The organism is Paenibacillus mucilaginosus 3016, assembly GCF_000250655.1.
Classification (GTDB): Bacteria; Bacillota; Bacilli; order Paenibacillales; family NBRC-103111; genus Paenibacillus_G; species Paenibacillus_G mucilaginosus.
The window spans coordinates 456107-472723 of the sequence record NC_016935.1; the positions used below are offsets into that span (position 1 = coordinate 456107).

General features: G+C 61.7%; 15 protein-coding genes, 1 pseudogene and 1 riboswitch. Of the genes and pseudogenes, 10 read left to right on the forward strand and 6 right to left on the reverse strand.

Annotated elements, in window-relative coordinates:
• Positions 1–74: 74 nt before the first annotated feature.
• From PM3016_RS02045 to PM3016_RS02060, 4 genes are all read left to right on the forward strand, one after another.
• A complete protein-coding gene (locus tag PM3016_RS02045) occupies positions 75–1376 on the forward strand; it encodes a hypothetical protein (protein WP_014368265.1) in 1302 nt (433 codons plus the stop codon).
• A gap of 164 nt (positions 1377–1540) precedes the next feature.
• Positions 1541–2629 (forward strand): DUF1835 domain-containing protein, encoded by a 1089-nt coding sequence (locus PM3016_RS02050; RefSeq protein WP_148279651.1) that lies wholly within the window; start codon positions 1541–1543, stop codon positions 2627–2629.
• The gene (locus tag PM3016_RS02055; protein WP_014368267.1) at positions 2604–3641 is read left to right on the forward strand and encodes a leucine-rich repeat domain-containing protein; all 1038 of its coding nucleotides are present in this window, start codon (positions 2604–2606) and stop codon (positions 3639–3641) included. The genes PM3016_RS02050 and PM3016_RS02055 overlap by 26 nt, the downstream gene beginning before the upstream one ends.
• A gap of 59 nt (positions 3642–3700) precedes the next feature.
• Entirely contained in the window at positions 3701–4759 is a 1059-nt protein-coding gene (locus PM3016_RS02060) for a hypothetical protein (protein ID WP_014368268.1), read from the forward strand.
• A 107-nt stretch (positions 4760–4866) separates the two neighbouring features.
• Here the strand turns inward: PM3016_RS02060 and PM3016_RS02065 are convergent, their stop codons facing one another.
• Both PM3016_RS02065 and PM3016_RS02070 read right to left on the reverse strand, forming a co-directional pair.
• Complete coding sequence (locus PM3016_RS02065) at positions 4867–5778, reverse strand: RNA polymerase sigma-70 factor (protein ID WP_014368269.1); 912 nt, start codon at positions 5776–5778, stop codon at positions 4867–4869.
• An 80-nt stretch (positions 5779–5858) separates the two neighbouring features.
• Complete coding sequence (locus PM3016_RS02070; RefSeq protein WP_041619017.1) at positions 5859–7163, reverse strand: phytoene desaturase family protein; 1305 nt, start codon at positions 7161–7163, stop codon at positions 5859–5861.
• Between the two features lie 349 nt (positions 7164–7512).
• On the opposite strand from PM3016_RS02070, the gene PM3016_RS02075 reads away from it, so the two are divergent.
• The gene (locus PM3016_RS02075) at positions 7513–7980 is read left to right on the forward strand and encodes a GNAT family N-acetyltransferase (protein ID WP_013914236.1); all 468 of its coding nucleotides are present in this window, start codon (positions 7513–7515) and stop codon (positions 7978–7980) included.
• Positions 7981–8173: 193 nt separating this feature from the next.
• On the opposite strand, the gene PM3016_RS02080 is transcribed toward PM3016_RS02075, so the two are convergent.
• The gene (locus PM3016_RS02080) at positions 8174–8851 is read right to left on the reverse strand and encodes an NAD(P)H-dependent oxidoreductase (protein WP_013914237.1); all 678 of its coding nucleotides are present in this window, start codon (positions 8849–8851) and stop codon (positions 8174–8176) included.
• Between the two features lie 251 nt (positions 8852–9102).
• Between PM3016_RS02080 and PM3016_RS02085 the strand changes: the two genes are divergently transcribed.
• The gene (locus tag PM3016_RS02085) at positions 9103–9777 is read left to right on the forward strand and encodes a hypothetical protein (RefSeq protein WP_014368271.1); all 675 of its coding nucleotides are present in this window, start codon (positions 9103–9105) and stop codon (positions 9775–9777) included.
• A gap of 145 nt (positions 9778–9922) precedes the next feature.
• Here PM3016_RS02085 and PM3016_RS02090 read toward each other — a convergent pair whose 3' ends face one another.
• Together PM3016_RS02090 and PM3016_RS02095 are read right to left on the reverse strand one after the other, a co-directional pair.
• A complete protein-coding gene (locus tag PM3016_RS02090; RefSeq protein WP_014368272.1) occupies positions 9923–10585 on the reverse strand; it encodes a hypothetical protein in 663 nt (220 codons plus the stop codon).
• Complete coding sequence (locus PM3016_RS02095; protein WP_013914240.1) at positions 10554–11369, reverse strand: ParA family protein; 816 nt, start codon at positions 11367–11369, stop codon at positions 10554–10556. Before PM3016_RS02095 ends, PM3016_RS02090 begins: the two co-directional genes overlap by 32 nt.
• Positions 11370–11565: 196 nt before the next feature.
• Between PM3016_RS02095 and PM3016_RS02100 the strand changes: the two genes are divergently transcribed.
• The gene (locus tag PM3016_RS02100; RefSeq protein WP_014368273.1) at positions 11566–12303 is read left to right on the forward strand and encodes a WecB/TagA/CpsF family glycosyltransferase; all 738 of its coding nucleotides are present in this window, start codon (positions 11566–11568) and stop codon (positions 12301–12303) included.
• 154 nt (positions 12304–12457) lie between these two features.
• On the opposite strand, the gene PM3016_RS02105 is transcribed toward PM3016_RS02100, so the two are convergent.
• Complete coding sequence (locus PM3016_RS02105; RefSeq protein ID WP_014368274.1) at positions 12458–13117, reverse strand: small multi-drug export protein; 660 nt, start codon at positions 13115–13117, stop codon at positions 12458–12460.
• A gap of 536 nt (positions 13118–13653) precedes the next feature.
• Between PM3016_RS02105 and recQ the strand changes: the two are divergent.
• The 3 genes and pseudogenes from recQ (at position 13654) to PM3016_RS40645 (ending at position 16578) form a co-directional block, all read left to right on the forward strand.
• A pseudogene (recQ, locus tag PM3016_RS02110) lies at positions 13654–15466 on the forward strand (DNA helicase RecQ).
• 51 nt (positions 15467–15517) lie between these two features.
• Positions 15518–16198, forward strand: coding sequence for a ribonuclease H (gene rnhA / locus PM3016_RS02115; RefSeq protein WP_014368275.1), 681 nt, complete (start codon positions 15518–15520; stop codon positions 16196–16198).
• A gap of 124 nt (positions 16199–16322) precedes the next feature.
• Positions 16323–16405: riboswitch (cyclic di-GMP riboswitch) on the forward strand.
• Between the two features lie 44 nt (positions 16406–16449).
• Complete coding sequence (locus tag PM3016_RS40645) at positions 16450–16578, forward strand: hypothetical protein (protein ID WP_014649179.1); 129 nt, start codon at positions 16450–16452, stop codon at positions 16576–16578.
• Positions 16579–16617: the final 39 nt, after the last annotated feature.

Sequence of the window (16617 nt, forward strand, 5' to 3'; positions counted from 1 at the left end):
AGTTCTCGTCTTTGCCCTATACACCGCTGCCAGAGATTTTTCGACCATGCTGTCTTAGAAGAGGGGAAAAAGCCATGCTCCGGATCATCTTGTTCTATGTACCGATGGGAACCTCCGCCCTGCTCGCCGCCCTGACCCACGTGATCATCAACGGCGTGCTGGCCCGTTCCGCGAATCCCGACGTGACGATCTCCTCGTACGCCGTGGCGCTCAGCCTTTCCTTCCTGATCGATCTGCCGATGAACATCATCCGCCAGACCTCCAGCAAATATTCGCGCGACCGGATCTCCTTCAAGTCCGTCGCCCGGCTGACCGCCATCGTCTCGGGAGCGCTCGTCGCCATCAGCGCGGCCATCGGCTGGACCCCGGCCGGCGAGCTCCTGTTCCGGTATGTGTTCGGCGTCAAAGAATCTCTTCTCGAGCCAACCATCGGGGTCTATCAGGTGCTGGCGTTCATGTACGTGTTCACGGCTCTGCGCAGCTTATTCCAAGGCGTCATCATCAACCAGCTGCGCACCGGTTGGATGACGGTAGGCATGGCCGTCCGCGTGGCGGTCATGTTCGCGATGTCCTGGTTCTTCATCCGCGAGGGAATGACCCATGACGGGCGGATCGGCGCCTGGATCTTCGTCGTGGGGCTGATCATCGAATGCATCGTCGCCGTATGGGAGGGCATGGCGCTGCGCCGCGGCCTGCCGCCCGCCCGGGAAGAGCAGACCGTGGGGAAGGTGGGGCAGCTGCTGCCGTTCTATCTGCCGCTGCTGTACTCCTCGATGGTGCTCGTGCTGCTGAACCCTTCGATCCAGGCTGCGCTGAACAAGAGCATGGATCCCACGCTGGCCGTGGCCGCTTATGCCGTGGCGATTCAGCTCGCGAATATGGTGGCCTGGTTCTGCGCTTCGGTCCACCAGATCGTGATCCAGTTCTACGAGGATGAACGCCGCAGCGTGCTCCTCGTTGTCACCTGTCTCTCCATTCTGTCGCCGGCTCTGCTGCTGGGGGTATCTTCGCCGCTGGGCGGCCCCCTGCTCGAAGGCCTGCTCGGCCTTCATGGCCCGCTGCTGGCTGAAGTACGGCATCTGCTGCTCTTCCTGTCCGTGCAGGCACTGCTCTTCCCGTGGATCGATTTCGTGGCGGGCAAATGCATGATGCTCGGCCGGACGAAGGCGATCATGGCAAGCAAGATGGTCTCCGTCGGGCTCTCCCTGGGGCTGCTGCTTCTGCTGGTCTATACCGCGCCGGGCCTGAACGGACTGCTGGCCGGACTTGTGACCGCCCTTGCCGCACCTCTGGAGCTGCTGGTCATCTGGCTCTGGCTGAAACGGCTGGAGCGCCGGCCTGCCCCTCCGGTGCTGCAGGAGACGAAGCCTGCCTAAGGGTTGCAGGGCTGGGCGGATCCCGTTATGATTTAAGGTGGGTACCATATAAAGGAAATTCGTATCATGGAGAGCGGCAGTAAGGCTCCTTCCAAGACAGCATAGACCGTGCCTTTGGTGCAGCGGTCTTTTTTTATCGATTCGTTCTTGAAAGGGGTGGGGATGTGAACTCTTCTTATGCACTGCGGCAGGTTATTCGAGAGATGTCCGAGCAGGAAGCCAAGTCGCTGCTGTCCCTCCTGTTCGCTCATGACGGGTATTCGGCAGAGATGCACGAAAGCTTGAAGAAGTCTCTGCTGGAGATGTCCAAGAAGCGGACGGAGGTGGACTATGTAAAGATCCGGCATATTCATATTGCCCTTGGGGATTCGCCGGGCGGTTCGCTGAAGATAGCGCTGAAGGCACCGGAGGGGAGGAAGCCGGAGCACCGAGTTCTGGTGCTGCGGGATGCGCTTCCGTTCTCGGTCGGCCCTTTATGGAAGCTCGAAGAGGAAGAGGGGCGGGAAGAGCGGCGGCGGTGGTGCATGCTCCATATCAACATGGATGACAGGGATGAATATCTGCTCCAGGGCGAGGAGCAGTTTCTGGAGATGAGGAGCCGGTTGGAAGGCATACCCGAGTCGCTGCCGGTTACGATCTGGGCCGGCTCCAATGCGCATGAACAGGCGGGATTACGCTTTGCGGTTTATTTGCTGAGGGATAAGGAAAATCCGGTCTTCTTGATGGACACAACCTCAGCCTATGCTTCACTGCATCAGACGGATCCGAGTTACGGGAGGCGGCGGACCGGAGAGATGAATCCCGAGGAGCTGAGGGGCATCTGGGAAATGAAGGCGTGCTGCCGGAAGCTGTCGCCTGAGCAGAGACAGAGTCTGGAGTCCGAGTGGCTGGAGCTTTCCGGGCGGAAGACGGGCCTTCGGATATGGCGGGACGGGCGGATCGTGGAAGTACGGGAGGATTACTACGACAGCACGCTTACCGCCGTGGTGGAGCAGCTGCACAGGGAGCGGAATAATCAGGAGTGGATCAGGTCGGCTCGGGTGGTCGGAGAGATGATCGGCCATCTGGAGCAGGATATTGGTGATGAATACGTCGAATACCGGCTTAGGCATTTGATTTATCATGGTGTGCTGGAGATCCAGGGGGTACCCCGGGGCATGCGGTATGATGATGTGAGAATGAAGCAGCCGCTCACAGGCCTGGAACAGCGAGGGGGAACCGAAGACCATGAAGAATATGTTGAAAATTTATAATGATCCCAAGGGCGATGCCTACCGCAAGCTGATTGATTATGCGATGAAGCGGGCGGCGGTGTTCGCGCTGGCCGACCGGGAGATCGGGGCGGAAGAAGCACCGGCTCCGGGAGGAGGCCGAGCCGGGGCACTGCTGCGCAGACTGCAGCCGTATCTGATCCGGACCTGCACCATGGGCGAAGTCCGGCAGCGAAATAACATCGGTTACAGCCCGAAGGGCACCGTATATGTCTACCAATGCTGTCCCGAGGCGGCGGAAGTGCTGAAGAAGGCCGCCTCCTCGATGCATGCCTGGCAGTATCCCGATCTGCCGGAGGACCTCAGCTTCTGGGATGCGGAAGAGGAGGATTGGCTGGTCAACGTCGCGCACGAAGAGATGCTCTATATCCGGCTCTCCGAAGAGGAAGGCAGGGCGCTGGCCGAGGAGATCCCCGGGGTCTTCGTGATGGGGGAATTCAACCGGGGGCTGGATGCCTTCCTGGAGGATGCCCTGCGTCACGGGGCGGAGAAGCTGGAGCTGATGGGCTGGGGACTGGAGGAAGTCCCCGAGAAGCTCACAAGGATGACGCGGCTTAGGGAGCTGCAGCTCTTCGAGCAGGACATCCGGCGCCTGCCTCCGGCCTTGTTCGGGCTGCGGAATCTGGAGAGCCTGACAGTCTACACCGCCGACCTCGAAGAAATTCCGGGAGAGATCGGCCGGCTGGAGAATCTGGTACAGCTCTCGGTCTACTGCTGCAGCTACGACCGTCCGCACCAGGCGGAGAAGCTGATCGGCATCGATGAGGTGACGCTCAGCATGCTGCCGCCGGAGATTGGGGAGCTCTCGAAGCTCGAAATCCTGCGGATCAATGCCACCGGCCTGAAACGGGTCCCTCCCGAGCTGGCGAAGCTGAAGAACCTCCGGGTGCTTGATCTCGGCCGCAACAAGCTGGAGGCGGTGCCGCAGGAGCTCCTGGAACAGCTCCCGAACCTGGTGCATACCTCGTTTGAGGGGAATCCGTTCGGGGAGTGAGGCCTTAGGGCAGAAACGGAAGACCAAGGCCAATATCCATATCGAAAGGGGAGGGTCCCATGGTCAAGCTTAAGCTGAGCCGCCCGGCTCTGTTTCTCTTCCTGGCGGCGCTGATTCTGCTATTGGACAGCGCTGCCGCCCGATGGAACCCCGGAGCTTCGGAAGACCGGCTGATCGCTTACGCTGTGCTCTTCGACCTCATGCTGGTGGTTCCTCTGCTGTACTGGTTCCTGGTTGCCCGGCCGGCAGGGAAGCCGTTCTTAAGGATTCTTCCGTTCGCGGCTCTCGGCACATTCGTTTCCTGGCTGGTGCTTCCTGCCGCGCTCAAGGAAACGGCCTGGACGGTCTACTGGCCCCTCGAACTGCTGCTGATCGCCGCGGAAGCCGTGATCCTTTTCTATGAAGGGAGGCTGCTCTATCGTGCGGCAAGGAGATTCAGGGAGCTGGTTGGGGAGGAGCCGGACACGGCGGAGAGGCTTCGCAGAGCCGTAAGGGAGGTGCTGGGTGAAGGCGTGGTGTCTTCCGTTCTTCTGCATGACGCCCTTATGCTGTATTATGTTTTCTACACATGGACCAAGAAAGCTGATGTAACACCATCGGATTCAAAAAAATACAGCTACACCTATCACCGGAACAACAATCAGATCCTGTACGCCGCCATGCTGACCAAGATTCTGCTTCTGGAGACGGCAGCCCTTCACCTGATCGTCCAGACCTGGTCTACAGTCGCCGCATGGCTGCTGACTGCAGCAGACCTCTGGCTGCTCACGCTGATTTGGGCCGACTGCCGGGCCTCGGTCCTTCAACCGGTCCGCCTATCGGCCGGGGGGCTCCGCCTGCGGTATGGGCTGCGGATTCAGGCGGATCTGCCCTGGCACCGCATCGCCTCCGTCGAGGGTGTGGAATGGGATGTACGCAGACCCGAAGAGAGAAGGGCTGCAGTCCTGCCGCTGTTCGGAACGCCGAATGTCCGTATCCGGCTGCGCAGCCCGGCACGTGTGCAGGGGCTGCTGCTGCTTCCCTGCGAAGTGACGGCGATCTATCTGTCCCTCGACGAGCCGGAACGGTTCATCCGGGAATGGGGCCTGATGGCCCAGGACCAAGGAGATCGGCTGTAGCCGCAGCTGTATCGCCAAAAGAGCAGGCCGCGGGGCCTGCTCTTTTGGGGTACTCTGTAACAACGACCTATTGAAAATGACTGAGGTGAAGCAGCCGCTCCTTCCGGTTACCGCACATGCTGTAGCTTCTCCGGGTTGACGACGATATAGATCGCCCGGATCTGTCCCCCGGCCACCTCGAAGGACATGACCGACGACGGCTCCCCATGGATGTAGGTCACGAGGCCGGGGTCGCCGCCGACAAGGGCCGGCCGGTACGAGAAGCCGGGAGGCGACTTCTCGAGCAGCCCGGTGAGGAAGCGGATGATCCGGTCCGCCCCGAGAATCGGGCGGACGGCCGCCGTAACCCGGCCGCCTCCGTCCGAGAACAAGGAGGCATCCTCCGAGAGGGACGACAGTAGCTTCGGCACGTCCCCGGTCGCGAGGGCCGTCAGAAAGCCCTCGATCAGCTGCCTTGCCTCCTGTCCCGCCGCAGGCCGGGGGGCAGCAAGGCAAACATCGCCGCCGCTGTCGAAGGAGGCGGACCCGCCGATGCTGCGCTTCGCGCGGTGAAAGATCTGCCGGCAGTTGGCCTGGCTTTTGCCGACGATGGAAGCGATCTCCTCATAGTCATAGAGCAGCACCTCGCGGAGCAGGAACACGGCCCGTTCCGTAGAGGAGAGCTGCTGGAGCAGCAGCAGGTAAGCCGTCGACACGGATTCCTGCAGCATATACTGCTCGGGCGGATTGCCGGAGGGATCTCCGTCGGTGAGCAGAGGCTCGGGCAGCCAGGGGCCCACGTACACCTCGCGCTGCTTCTGGGCCGAGCGGAGCCGGTCGATGCAGCGGTTGGTCACGACCCGGCACAGGTAGGCTTTGAGGTTGCGGATCGGTTCGGGTCCCGCCGCATCCAGCGACAGGAAAGCATCCTGGACGATGTCCTCCGCATCCATCACACTCCCGAGCATACGGTAAGCCAGGGAGAACAACAGCGGTTTATATGTCGTATACGCCTGTTCGGCCACAGTGCCGTTTTCCATGAGAATCCCCTTCCTGTATCGAGCCGGACTTCTGCTGTCATGCCCGGTATTCCGGCAGTGATCGATAAATTGGGCTGATCTTAGACGAGAGCCTCAAGCCGAACGCCATGCCTGCTGTCCTGAAGCAGCTTCCGGACAGCCCGGCCTGCGCTGGCCGCCGCTGCATCGGCGAGCATCTCCCCATGGCTGGCCCAGTCGCCGGCGGCATAAAGCCCGGCGAGCCCTGGGACCTCAGGGCCCGGATAAGGGCCGCTGTGCCCGAGATGCACGGCATCGTGAACGACCGTGATATTCGGCAGGAACTGCCGGGCCGCGGTCTCATTCTGCCAGCCGGGATGAAGAAGGCTCATCGTTTGCTCGAGCAGCTTTTCGTCCGCCTGGGGATCGCTGTCCCCTCCGCCGTATTTAATCATGTGTACGACCAGTGTACCATTCCTGCTCAATTTTGCCACCCTCGAATGATGCGAGAAGAAGACAGGTTGATCGAGACCGAGGGCAAAATGGCGTCCCGGCGAAGGCAGCCGCTTCAAGGCCAGGTCGAGGCAGGCGGCCTTCACCGGCCGGGCTTCGTCCTTCCAGCGCCGGAGGACCGTCTCCTCCGCTCCGCGCACGAGATGGAACAGGGAGGCTGGGGATACGGCTGCAAGTACAGCGGATACCCGAAGGGTCCCGCCGCCCTTCAGCCGGATGCCGCTCACCTGTCCGTCATCATGGAGGATCTCCTCCACAGCCTGCCCTTCGGCGAAAGTAACGCCGGCCTTGACGGCCAGCTCCCGCAGCTGGTCCACGATCGTCTGCCAGCCCCCGTCGAGATACAGCACCCCGCCTTTCATGGAGCGCTGCAGCTGCAGCAGCACGGGGCCGGCCGGCTGGTGATCGATATCCCGGGAATAGGTGGATGTGCGGCACAGCGCATAGAAGATATGGCGAACCATCGGATCGCGCACTTCCCGTTCCGCCCATTCCCTCAGGGAGATGCGGGGCAGGGAAGTGGTATCGATTTTGGAGAGCCCCAGCATCAGGCGCCCGAATTCCATTTTGCCGGACCAGGACAGCAGCCGCGAAGAGAGAAGCTTCAGGGGATCACCGGGGAGCGGCACGACCCGTCCCTGCCAGATGGCGAAGCCGCTGGCCGGTGGAGAGCCGCCGGGCAGCCGAAGGCCAAGCTCCTGCAGCATGGCATAAGCCTCTCCATCCCGGTACAGCGCGTGACCGCCAAGGTTGAACAGGGCACCGCCGCGCTCCACCGTCATCGCGCGTCCCCCGAGCCTGGGCGACTGCTCGAGGAGTACCACCTTTTGCCCCGCCTTGCCCAGCATCACTGCAGCCAGCAGACCTGCCAAACCGCCCCCGATCACAGCCGTCTCATACGTGTTCTTCTCCATTGGGTTCATTGCTCTCATCCCTTCGTGTGTGAATAATCCGTTCTGCCACCTATGACGGGGAGGGGGATCATTCTGTGACACACACAGGGAATATTTTATCTTAGCTCATGGATATGCGGGAAAAGCCCGGGATATGGACGGGTAGGCAAGATTTTATATTACGGATCTGTGCTTCGGGCGGAAGGAACGGGGTAGGGACGTCAGGGGGATCGGGTGTAAGGGAGGGGGCAAGACTTTCCTGCGGCGCATCGGCGGGATAACAGGTGCATTGGGTTGCAGGGGATGCCAAGGTATGGAATAGTGGTTCTGTTACCTTCATTCCATAACACGTGACCAGGGAGGGGATTCGATGATTCGGGAAGCGGCGGGAGGGGACGCGGACAGACTCGCGGGGTTTTACCGGGAGCTCGCGCCTTCGAGCAGGAATGTGAACGTGCTGCCGGAGAGGGTCGAGCAGATCCGGCGTGATCCGAACAATTTTTTGTTCATCTACGAAGAAGAAGGGATTCCGCTCGGGACGGTGTTCCTCACCTTGTGCATGGATCCGGCCTACGAATTTCGGCCCTACGGGGTGATCGAGTATATGTTTGTGGCGGAGAGTGCCAGAGGCCGGGGAATCGGAAGCGCGCTGCTTGAGCATGCCGAGCGGCTCTGTGCCGCCAAGCACTGCACCCGGGTCAGCCTGATGAGCGGCAGCGAACGGACGGAAGCCCACCGGTTCTACGAGAGCCGGGGATACAAGGGCTCAGCCAGCAAAGCGTTCAAAAAATATATTCGGGTGACCCCGGTGAACTGGCCGGAGCAGCCGCCAAGCTGAAGGAGGGGGTCAGGGATAGAGAGGCAGCACCCCGATGTTCAGCGGACTCCTGCTTGCAGCAAAGAGGCATTCACCCGGAATTCGGGTGGATGCCTCTCGCTCTTACAGCGCTTTCCCCCGGAGCCATCTTGCATGGCCCGGCGGTTCTATACTATATTCTCGCAAGCAGCCGATACTTGGCTGCGGCTTCTCCTCAGCGAATCCACTGAACGACGCTGTCCAGGCTTTGACGGGTCTTCGGACGGGGCTCGTTCTTGCGGTAGCCGAAGGCGGCCATGACGGTCAGGGCATAGCGGCCGTTCTCCAGAATGCCCTCTTCCTCGAGGATCTTGCTGACGCCTTCGGGATCGAAGCCTTCGATCGGGCAGGAGTCGATGCCGATCTGGGCGGCTGCCGTCAGCATGTTGCCGAGGGCGATATAGGCTTGCTTGCCCGCCCAATCCTGCAGATAGCGGTCATCATCGAGGAGTTTGTAGGTGTTTTCCTGGAAATTTTTATAGAAGCCGCTCAGCATTTCGACAACATTGTCCGGCATGTGATGTATGTTCTCCATCAGGTTCTGCAGGTAAGCGGAGCCCGCGAGCAGATCCTCTTTGGTACGGCTCAGCAGCAGCACAAAGTGGCTGGCCGTAGACAGCTGGCCTTGGGCTCCCCAGGACACCGGCAGCAGCTTGGCACGGAGCTCGGGGCTCTGGACGACAACGAATTTCCAGGGCTCGAAGCCGAAGGAGCTGGGCGACAGGCGGCCGGTTTCGAGAATGAATTCGAAGTCTTCGTCCGGAATCTGGCGGCCGGCATCGAACTCCTTGCAGGCGTGGCGGAACTCGTAAGCTTTCAGAATCTCATGTTTCAGATCAGCTTGGGTTGTCATTGGATCATCCCTTCCCGTAGGCGGAGTAAAGGCATGAAGTATGTAGATGGATAACGGAGTAAAATGCCCTTTTGTAACTATAATAGTTACAGTTTTGTTTCCTGTCAAGTGTTCTTTTGGGAAAGATTGGGGGTCGGGCGGGCTGACTGTTCCGGAGCATTCCAACACCTGCATACGGCTGTGGTATAATAGGCCCGGACCCATATGGAAAAACTATGCAGGACGATAACCGGACTAAGGGGGATTACTGTATGCAGTATCATCAGATTACCGAAATCAACGACAAGCATTTTCGTGCGATGCACGAGCTGATGGGCCGGGTATTTCCGCCCGAGGAGGTGCTGGAGTACGACCTGTGGGCCGAGCCGCTTCAGGACCCGGGCATCCGGGTGTTTGTCGCCGTGCTGGATGGCGAAGTCGTAGGCGCTACGGAATACCGTTACTACGAGGATCTCGGCGTGGCGATGACCGATTTTACGATCATCGGCCGGGATGCTATCGGAGTAGGCCCGTTCCTGGCCGGACAGCGGATGGAAGATCTGCGTAAGGTTGTGGCGGCAAGCGGCGGAACGCTTCAGGGCATGTTCGCGGAGATCTACAATCCCTATCTGTCGGAGAAGCTGGAGTTCGGCGGGGTGAAGGCGATGAACCCGTTCGTCCGCCGCGAAGTGCTCGCCCACCTGGGCTACCGCAAGCTGGACTTCGACTATGTCCATCCATCCTGGCATAATGACGGCGAAGCGGTGCACGGTCTGGACCTGTGCTTCATGCCGATCGCAGACGCGAAGCAGGCGGATGTCCCTGCGGAGCTTGTAAGCACTTTCCTTGAGCGGTATTATGCCGTGCTGCCCCAGAAGCCGCAGGCCTGGTACACGATGGTGGAAGGTTTGAAGGGCCGGGAGCGCGTGGGATTGAAAGCAATCTGAACCCGGCATCGTAAAAAAGCCTCAGGGCTGCCAAGGCGTGATGGCCTGGGGGCCTGAGGCTTTTTGGGGTTGAGGCGCTGCGGTCCGGCGGAGGAGGCCCAAAATGCATGCGGCGCCTGCCTTCCGGGGCAGAACGGGAGGCGGGTTACTCTTCCTCCGTGCCGCTCCGGCGCCGGGCTTCAGCCGCTTCCAGCTCGTCAAGCGCCCGCTCGAGCCCGTAGTTGAGCAGCAGTGTCTTGAAGCCTTTGCCGCGGTTCTCGGCCAGCGCTTCCAGCCGCTCGCGAAGATCCTTGCGGAGATAAACGCGGTCCTTCTCGTGCGTCTCCTTGCGTTCCTTCTTCTTCAGCCGCGTCTCGAGTGCCTGCAGGACCGTCTCGGGCACGGCGTCCACTCCGCCGGCCGAAGCGATGAGCGCGGCCGTCTCGGCCGGCGCATCCGACGCCGCTACGGCGAAGGCGGCGCGCTGCGCCTCCGGCGCTTCCGGCACGGCCGGCGGATCGTCCTGCGCGGCCGTCTCAGCGGTCTCCGCAACGGTTCCGCTGTCGGCAGCCGCCTCGGCTTCGGCAGCCGTGATGCCTGCGGCGGCCGCCAGCAGAGCGGTCTCCGCAGGCTCCTCCGAAGCGGCCACCGCGCGGGCGGCGGCTTCTGCTTTCAGTGCGGAAGCGCTGCGGCGGTGACGGGCAGCGGCAGACTTCTTCGGCGCGGCGCTTTCGGCAGCGGTTGCCGCATCCCCGCCGGCAGCACCGGAAGGGCCGGCAGCGGCGGGCGGATCGAAGCTAACGAGCAGTTCTTTTTTTCGGGACGGCATGGGCAAGAACCTCCTTGGTTAACTCAAAATAGGGAGCGACCGCCGGATGGGACCGGTCCGACCATACGGCCGGCCGGCCTTCATAGGCTGCCGCATTCGCATAGCGGATGGACCGGGGAATCACGGTCTCGAGCATCGGGAAGCCCTGAGCCGCGCAGTAAGCGCGTGCGGAAGCGAGCAGTTCCCCGTGCAGGGTGGAACGCGAATCCACCATCGTGGCGGCGACGCCCACAATCCGCGGGGAGGGCGAGCCCTCGTCCCGCAGTCCCTCGATGGCTTGGACGACGCGCTGCAGCCCCTTGACGGAGAAGGCCTCCGGCACGAAGGGCACGAGCACGCCGTCAGCGGCCTTCACAGCATTGGCCGTCAGCAGTCCCAGCGAGGGCGGGCAGTCGATCAGGATCCAGTCATACTCCTTCTTTACCCGGCCGACGGCTTCTTTCAACAGATGCAGCGGCCTGGCGTACCGGCCGGGCTGGCCGAGCACCTGCACCTCGCTCCCGTTGAGCTCGTCCGAAGCCGGCGCGAGATCGAGATGATCGCTTACCGGCACGGTGATGTCGGCTAGAGGTGTACCGCGAAGCAGCACGTCGGCGGTCGAGCCGCGCTCCAGGCGGTCCGGGTCCCTGCCGAACACCACCGCCGCGTTGCCCTGCGGGTCGATATCGACGACGAGCACTTTGGCGGGATCCGCCCCGGAGGCCAGCACGGCGGCGAGGTGGGTGACGAGCGTGGTTTTACCCACCCCTCCCTTATTCATACATACGGCAATGACATTCCCCATTCGTATCTCCCCGCTTACTCTCTAAAGCTTCTGCAAGATGGGGCCCGCGGGCCCAAGTTTTGCATCCATTGTATCATAGGGCCGGAATCTTAGGGGGAAAATGATGGAAATGGTGCGGAGGCGGGGCCTCTGACATCTTGTCCGCTTCCTGCTATAATAGGGGCAGATGAATTCTATGGAAAACAGGTGAAGACAGATGAAGCAGACGGCGAAGGTCATGGGGGTTACGTTCTCCAAGGATACGCTCGCAGGAACAGTGAAGACGATCATCGGCCATTTGGATAAAAAAGACGCGGATTACATGCACATCATCACGTGCAACCCGGAGATCGTCATGGCTTCGGCGCATGATGAGGAGCTGAGGAACATTCTGGGCGATGCGGGACTGGTGACGGCTGACGGGATCGGCATCGTGCTCGCCTCCCGGTGGCTCGGCGATCCGCTGCCGGAGCGGGTGACGGGCTTCGATATCCTGATGGGGCTGCTCGAGGAAGGCGGCCGCAAGGGCTACTCGTTCTACCTGTTCGGTGCCGATCCCGAGACGAACGCCAAGGCAGCGGAGGTTATCTCCGCGAAGTACCCGGGTCTGCGCATTGCGGGCCGGCAGCACGGCTACTACAAGCCGGAGGAGGAAGGCCGCATTATCGGGGAGATCGCCGCGGCGAAGCCCGATATTCTCGTGGTGGCCTTAGGCGCCCCGCGGGCGGAGCGGTGGCTCTACCGCAACCGCGCGAAGCTGCCCGTCCGAGCGGCCATGGGTGTCGGCGGCAGCCTGGACGTCATTGCAGGCAAGGTGAAGCGGGCCCCGGTCATCTGGCAGAAGATGAACCTGGAGTGGCTCTACCGCCTGCTCTCCGAGCCTTCCCGCTGGCGCCGTCAGCTCGTGCTGCCGAAGTTTGCGGTGCGGGCGCTGTTCAGCCGGGGCCGGTCGTAGCCTGCCCGGCCTGAGAGCCTGCAGGCCTCTGTCCCCCGCCCCCTGACGTTAGCGCGTCGGAGGGGGCGGGCGGGCAGGGGCTTTTTTGTAATTTTAAATAAACGCGCATTGTTCTTCATGGGACCGCATTTGCCGGGGCGAATCCAGTTACTCTTCAGGTCGGCCCCGCCTCCGGCCGGAACAAGCCCATGTAGCCGAGGCCGTAGACGGAACCGACGGTGAGGAGCACGGTCCACAGCACGAGGGAGACCGTCATCCACAGCATGACCCAGCGCCGGGAGGAGCCGAAGGTCAGGGCCACGAGGGCGGCCAGATCCGTGCCCAGCAGGACCGGAGCGACCAGGGCCAAGCCGGGAACGCCGTACTTCTCCCAGATGCGCTTCGCCCGCGCATACTTCTTCGAAGTGCCGAGAACGGCTTCGCCGTTCCCGGCCCCGTCCTGCACCGGCGGGGGCGGTACAGCATGGGGGGCCTCGGAGCCGCCGCCATGAGGTGCTTCCGCCGGCAGAGCTTCGCCGGCACCGGCCGTTTCGGCCTGCGGCAGCCCGGCTTCCGCCTGCGCGGCCCTGCGTCCGGCCTTGCGTGCTTTGCGGCGCGCGCGCCAGGCGCTGAATTCGCGGAAGAACAGCGCGAGCAGCAGCAGCGGAATCCAATTGCCGATGAACGCCGAGACCGCGGTGCCGGCCGGGTTCATTCCCCAGGCGATCCCGAGCGGAATGACAACGAAGACGTCGACCCAGGGAACGGCGGCCAGCAGAAGCATGGCGGCGTAGGACCAGAGGGAGCCTCCTCCGGCAGCAATCATGTCATACATGGGTATCCCTCCTCTGCAGGATGCCCGGCCTGCCGGCGGCGGGCCGGTCCGGGCTGGCTTGCTTAAGCTTTTTCATCCTATCCTCTAAGGGTAAGGGATCCCTGCCGCAATAACAACCACGGGAGTGCAAGAAGTTTGTTGGGATACGGATTTCTTGTGTGAGGATACCCTGGAAAAGACTGTACAGCCGTTTACCCCCGGGGCCCATTTACGGTATAGTGGAGAGGAGCCTGAAGTTTGGCGGGAGGAGATTCAGCAGAGGTATGTCTAACAAAAACGATTGGGATGAATGGATCAACGACATAGACAAGGAACTCAGTGAGAAGAAGCGGGAGCAGGCCGGCGATCCGGGTCCCGGCGAACCCGAATGGCCGTCATGGGAGCCTGATCCGCGGGACGGCGGCTTCTGGGACGATCCCAGGGGAGGCGAAGGCCCCGGAGCGCCATGGACGGAAGGCGATCCCCGTGAAGCCTCCGACGGCGGAGCATGGGACGAGCCGCCTGCGGGCGCTGCGCCCCGCAGGACATCCCGTCCGATGCGGGCGAGCGCTCCGCTGAGGCCGACGGCCACGATGGAGGACGCTCAGGAGCTGCTCCGCAAATATTACGGCTACCCGGATTTCCGGGAAGGCCAGAAGCGGGTCATCGCGAGCGTGATCTCCGGCACCGATACGCTCGGCATCATGCCGACCGGGGGAGGGAAGTCGATCTGCTACCAAGTGCCGGCGATGCTCATGGAGGGGACGACGATCGTCGTCTCCCCTCTGATCTCGCTGATGAAGGACCAGGTCGACGGCCTCGATTCCATCGGTGTGCCGGCGACGTATCTGAACTCGACGCTGTCGTATGCCGAGGTGTCCAAGCGCATTCGGATGGCGGAGCAGGGAGAGTACAAGCTGCTCTATGTGGCGCCGGAGCGCCTCGAGTCGGAGCGCTTCCTGGAGCTGCTCTCGGGGCTGACGGTGCCGATGATCGCCGTGGACGAAGCGCACTGCGTCTCGCAGTGGGGGCGATGACTTCCGCCCGAGCTACATGCGCGTTAACGAGCTGGTGAACCACCTGCCGAGGCGGCCGATTCTGGCGGCGTTCACGGCGACGGCGACCGACCAGGTGCGCGAGGATATCGTGAAGCACCTGAAGCTCGCGGAGCCGCAGGTGTTCGTGACGGGCTTCGCGCGGACGAATCTGTCGTTCTCCGTCGTGAAGGGCGAGAACAAGCGTGACGTGCTCATGGGCTATATCCGCGAGCATGCGGACGAAGCGGGGATCATCTACGCGGCGACGCGCAAAGAGGTCGACCAGCTGTGTGAATACCTGCTGCGGCAGGGTATAGCGGCCGGCAAATACCACGCGGGCCTGACGGACACCGAGCGGGCGGACATGCAGGAGAAGTTCCTGTACGACGAAGTCCGCGTCATGGTGGCGAGCAACGCCTTCGGGATGGGGATCGACAAGTCGAACGTGCGGTATGTCATCCATTACAACATGCCGAAGAACATGGAGGCCTACTACCAGGAGGCGGGACGCGCCGGACGGGACGGGGAGCCGAGCGACTGTACGCTGCTGTTCTCCCCGCAGGATATCCACATCCAGAAGTTTCTTATCGAGCAGTCCGTCTCCGATCCGCAGCGACAGGCGCAGGAGTACCGCAGGCTGCAGCAGATGGCGGACTACTGCCATACGCCCCAGTGCCTGCAGCGCTATATCGTCCGCTATTTCGGCGGCGAGATGGAGCAGGACTGCGGGCAGTGCTCGAACTGCGCGAGCCCGGATCTCGAGATGACGGACATTACGCTCGAGGCGCAGCAGATCTTCTCCTGCGTGCGCCGGATGCGCGAGCGCTTCGGTATGACGCTGGTGGCATCGGTGCTGAAGGGCTCCCGGGCCAAAAAGGTGCTCGACATGCGTTTCGACCAGCTCAGCACCTATGGGCTTATGAAGAACCGCACCGAGAAGGATATCATCGACCGCATCCAGCTGCTTGTGGCTGAGGGCTATCTGCAGCTGACCGAAGGGCAGTATCCCGTGCTGAAGCTGACGCCGAAGGCGGGCGCGGTGCTTGCGGGCGAAGAGCGCGTCGTGCAGCGGGTGCGGGTGAAGCCGGCCGCTCCGGCGGTCAAGGAAGTGGAGAACGAGCTGTTCGACGAGCTGCGGAAGCTGCGCTCGGAGATTGCGAAGCGGGAGGGCATTCCGCCATATATCGTGTTCCCGGACAGCACGCTCCGCGAGATGTGCGGCGTGAAGCCGACGAACCCGGCTGCGATGCTGAAGATCAAGGGCGTCGGAGAAGCGAAGTTTTTCAAGTACGGGGCTTATTTTATCGAGTTTTTCAAAGGGCTGTCGGGCTGATCCTTGGGGACCGGGATTGGCGGCAGGTCCTGCATATAGAGGAGGAACGGCGTGACGAAGTCGAAGTGGTATGTAGTGTGGGAAGGGCGGCAGCCTGGCGTGTACAAGACTTGGGCCGAATGCCAGGCACAGACGAGCGGGTTCCCGCAGGCGAAGTTCAAGGCCTACGAGAGCGAGGCTGAGGCGAAAGCGATGCTGGCCGCCGGATGGAAGAAGGCCTTCTCCGCTGCACAGAAGGCCGGTGTGAGCGGCGGCGCGGGAACGGCAGGCTCCCGCGGGGGCGGTGCGCGTGCCGCTGCAGACGCGGCCAGGGCGTCCGGGACGGAAGCGGATCTCGACAGCCTGTCGGTGGACGTGGGCTGCAGCGGGAATCCGGGCATCGTGGAGTACAAGGGCGTGCATACCCGCACGGGTGAGGTGCTTTTTGAGCATGCGCCGATCTCCAAGGGGACCAATAACATGGGAGAGTTCCTGGCGATCGTTCACGGGCTGGCCTATCTGAAGCAGAAGGGCAGCTCCATGACCATCTACAGCGACTCCATGACGGCGATCGCCTGGGTCCGCAACAAGAAGGTGGCCTCCACGCTGGTGCGCGATGCCTCCACGAAGGAGATCTGGACGCTGGTGGACCGGGCGGAGGAGTGGATCCGACAGAATACATGGCCGAATAAGATTCTCAAGTGGAACACGAAGGCCTGGGGCGAGATCAAAGCGGACTATGGACGAAAGTAGACGTTAGGACCTGCGTCCCGAACGAACAATATGGTTATTCAACGAACTGTAAAATATTTCACACTTTCAGATCGACTTTTTTCGACATTTTCCCCGGTTCCCTTGTGGTATAATTGGTATATACATACGACATGGGAGCTATGACTTTGAATCCGTATCTGGGCACTTGGATTCAACGAGCCAGTAGTGCAACCGACCATCTTCCTTGGGGAAGGTGGTTTTTGTATTTTCTCATCCGGGGGGGAACAGAATTGGAAACGTTGAAGATTGAAGAGATCATCCGGCAGTTGGGCATCGCCGAGGAGCGGTTCGCCAAATGGTGTGAAGAGTTGGAAATGGAGCGTCCGGATTCTTCGGAGGACGGACAAGCGGAAACCTAGGACGTATGGGGATGGTCAGCTGCGTTCCTATACGAAAAT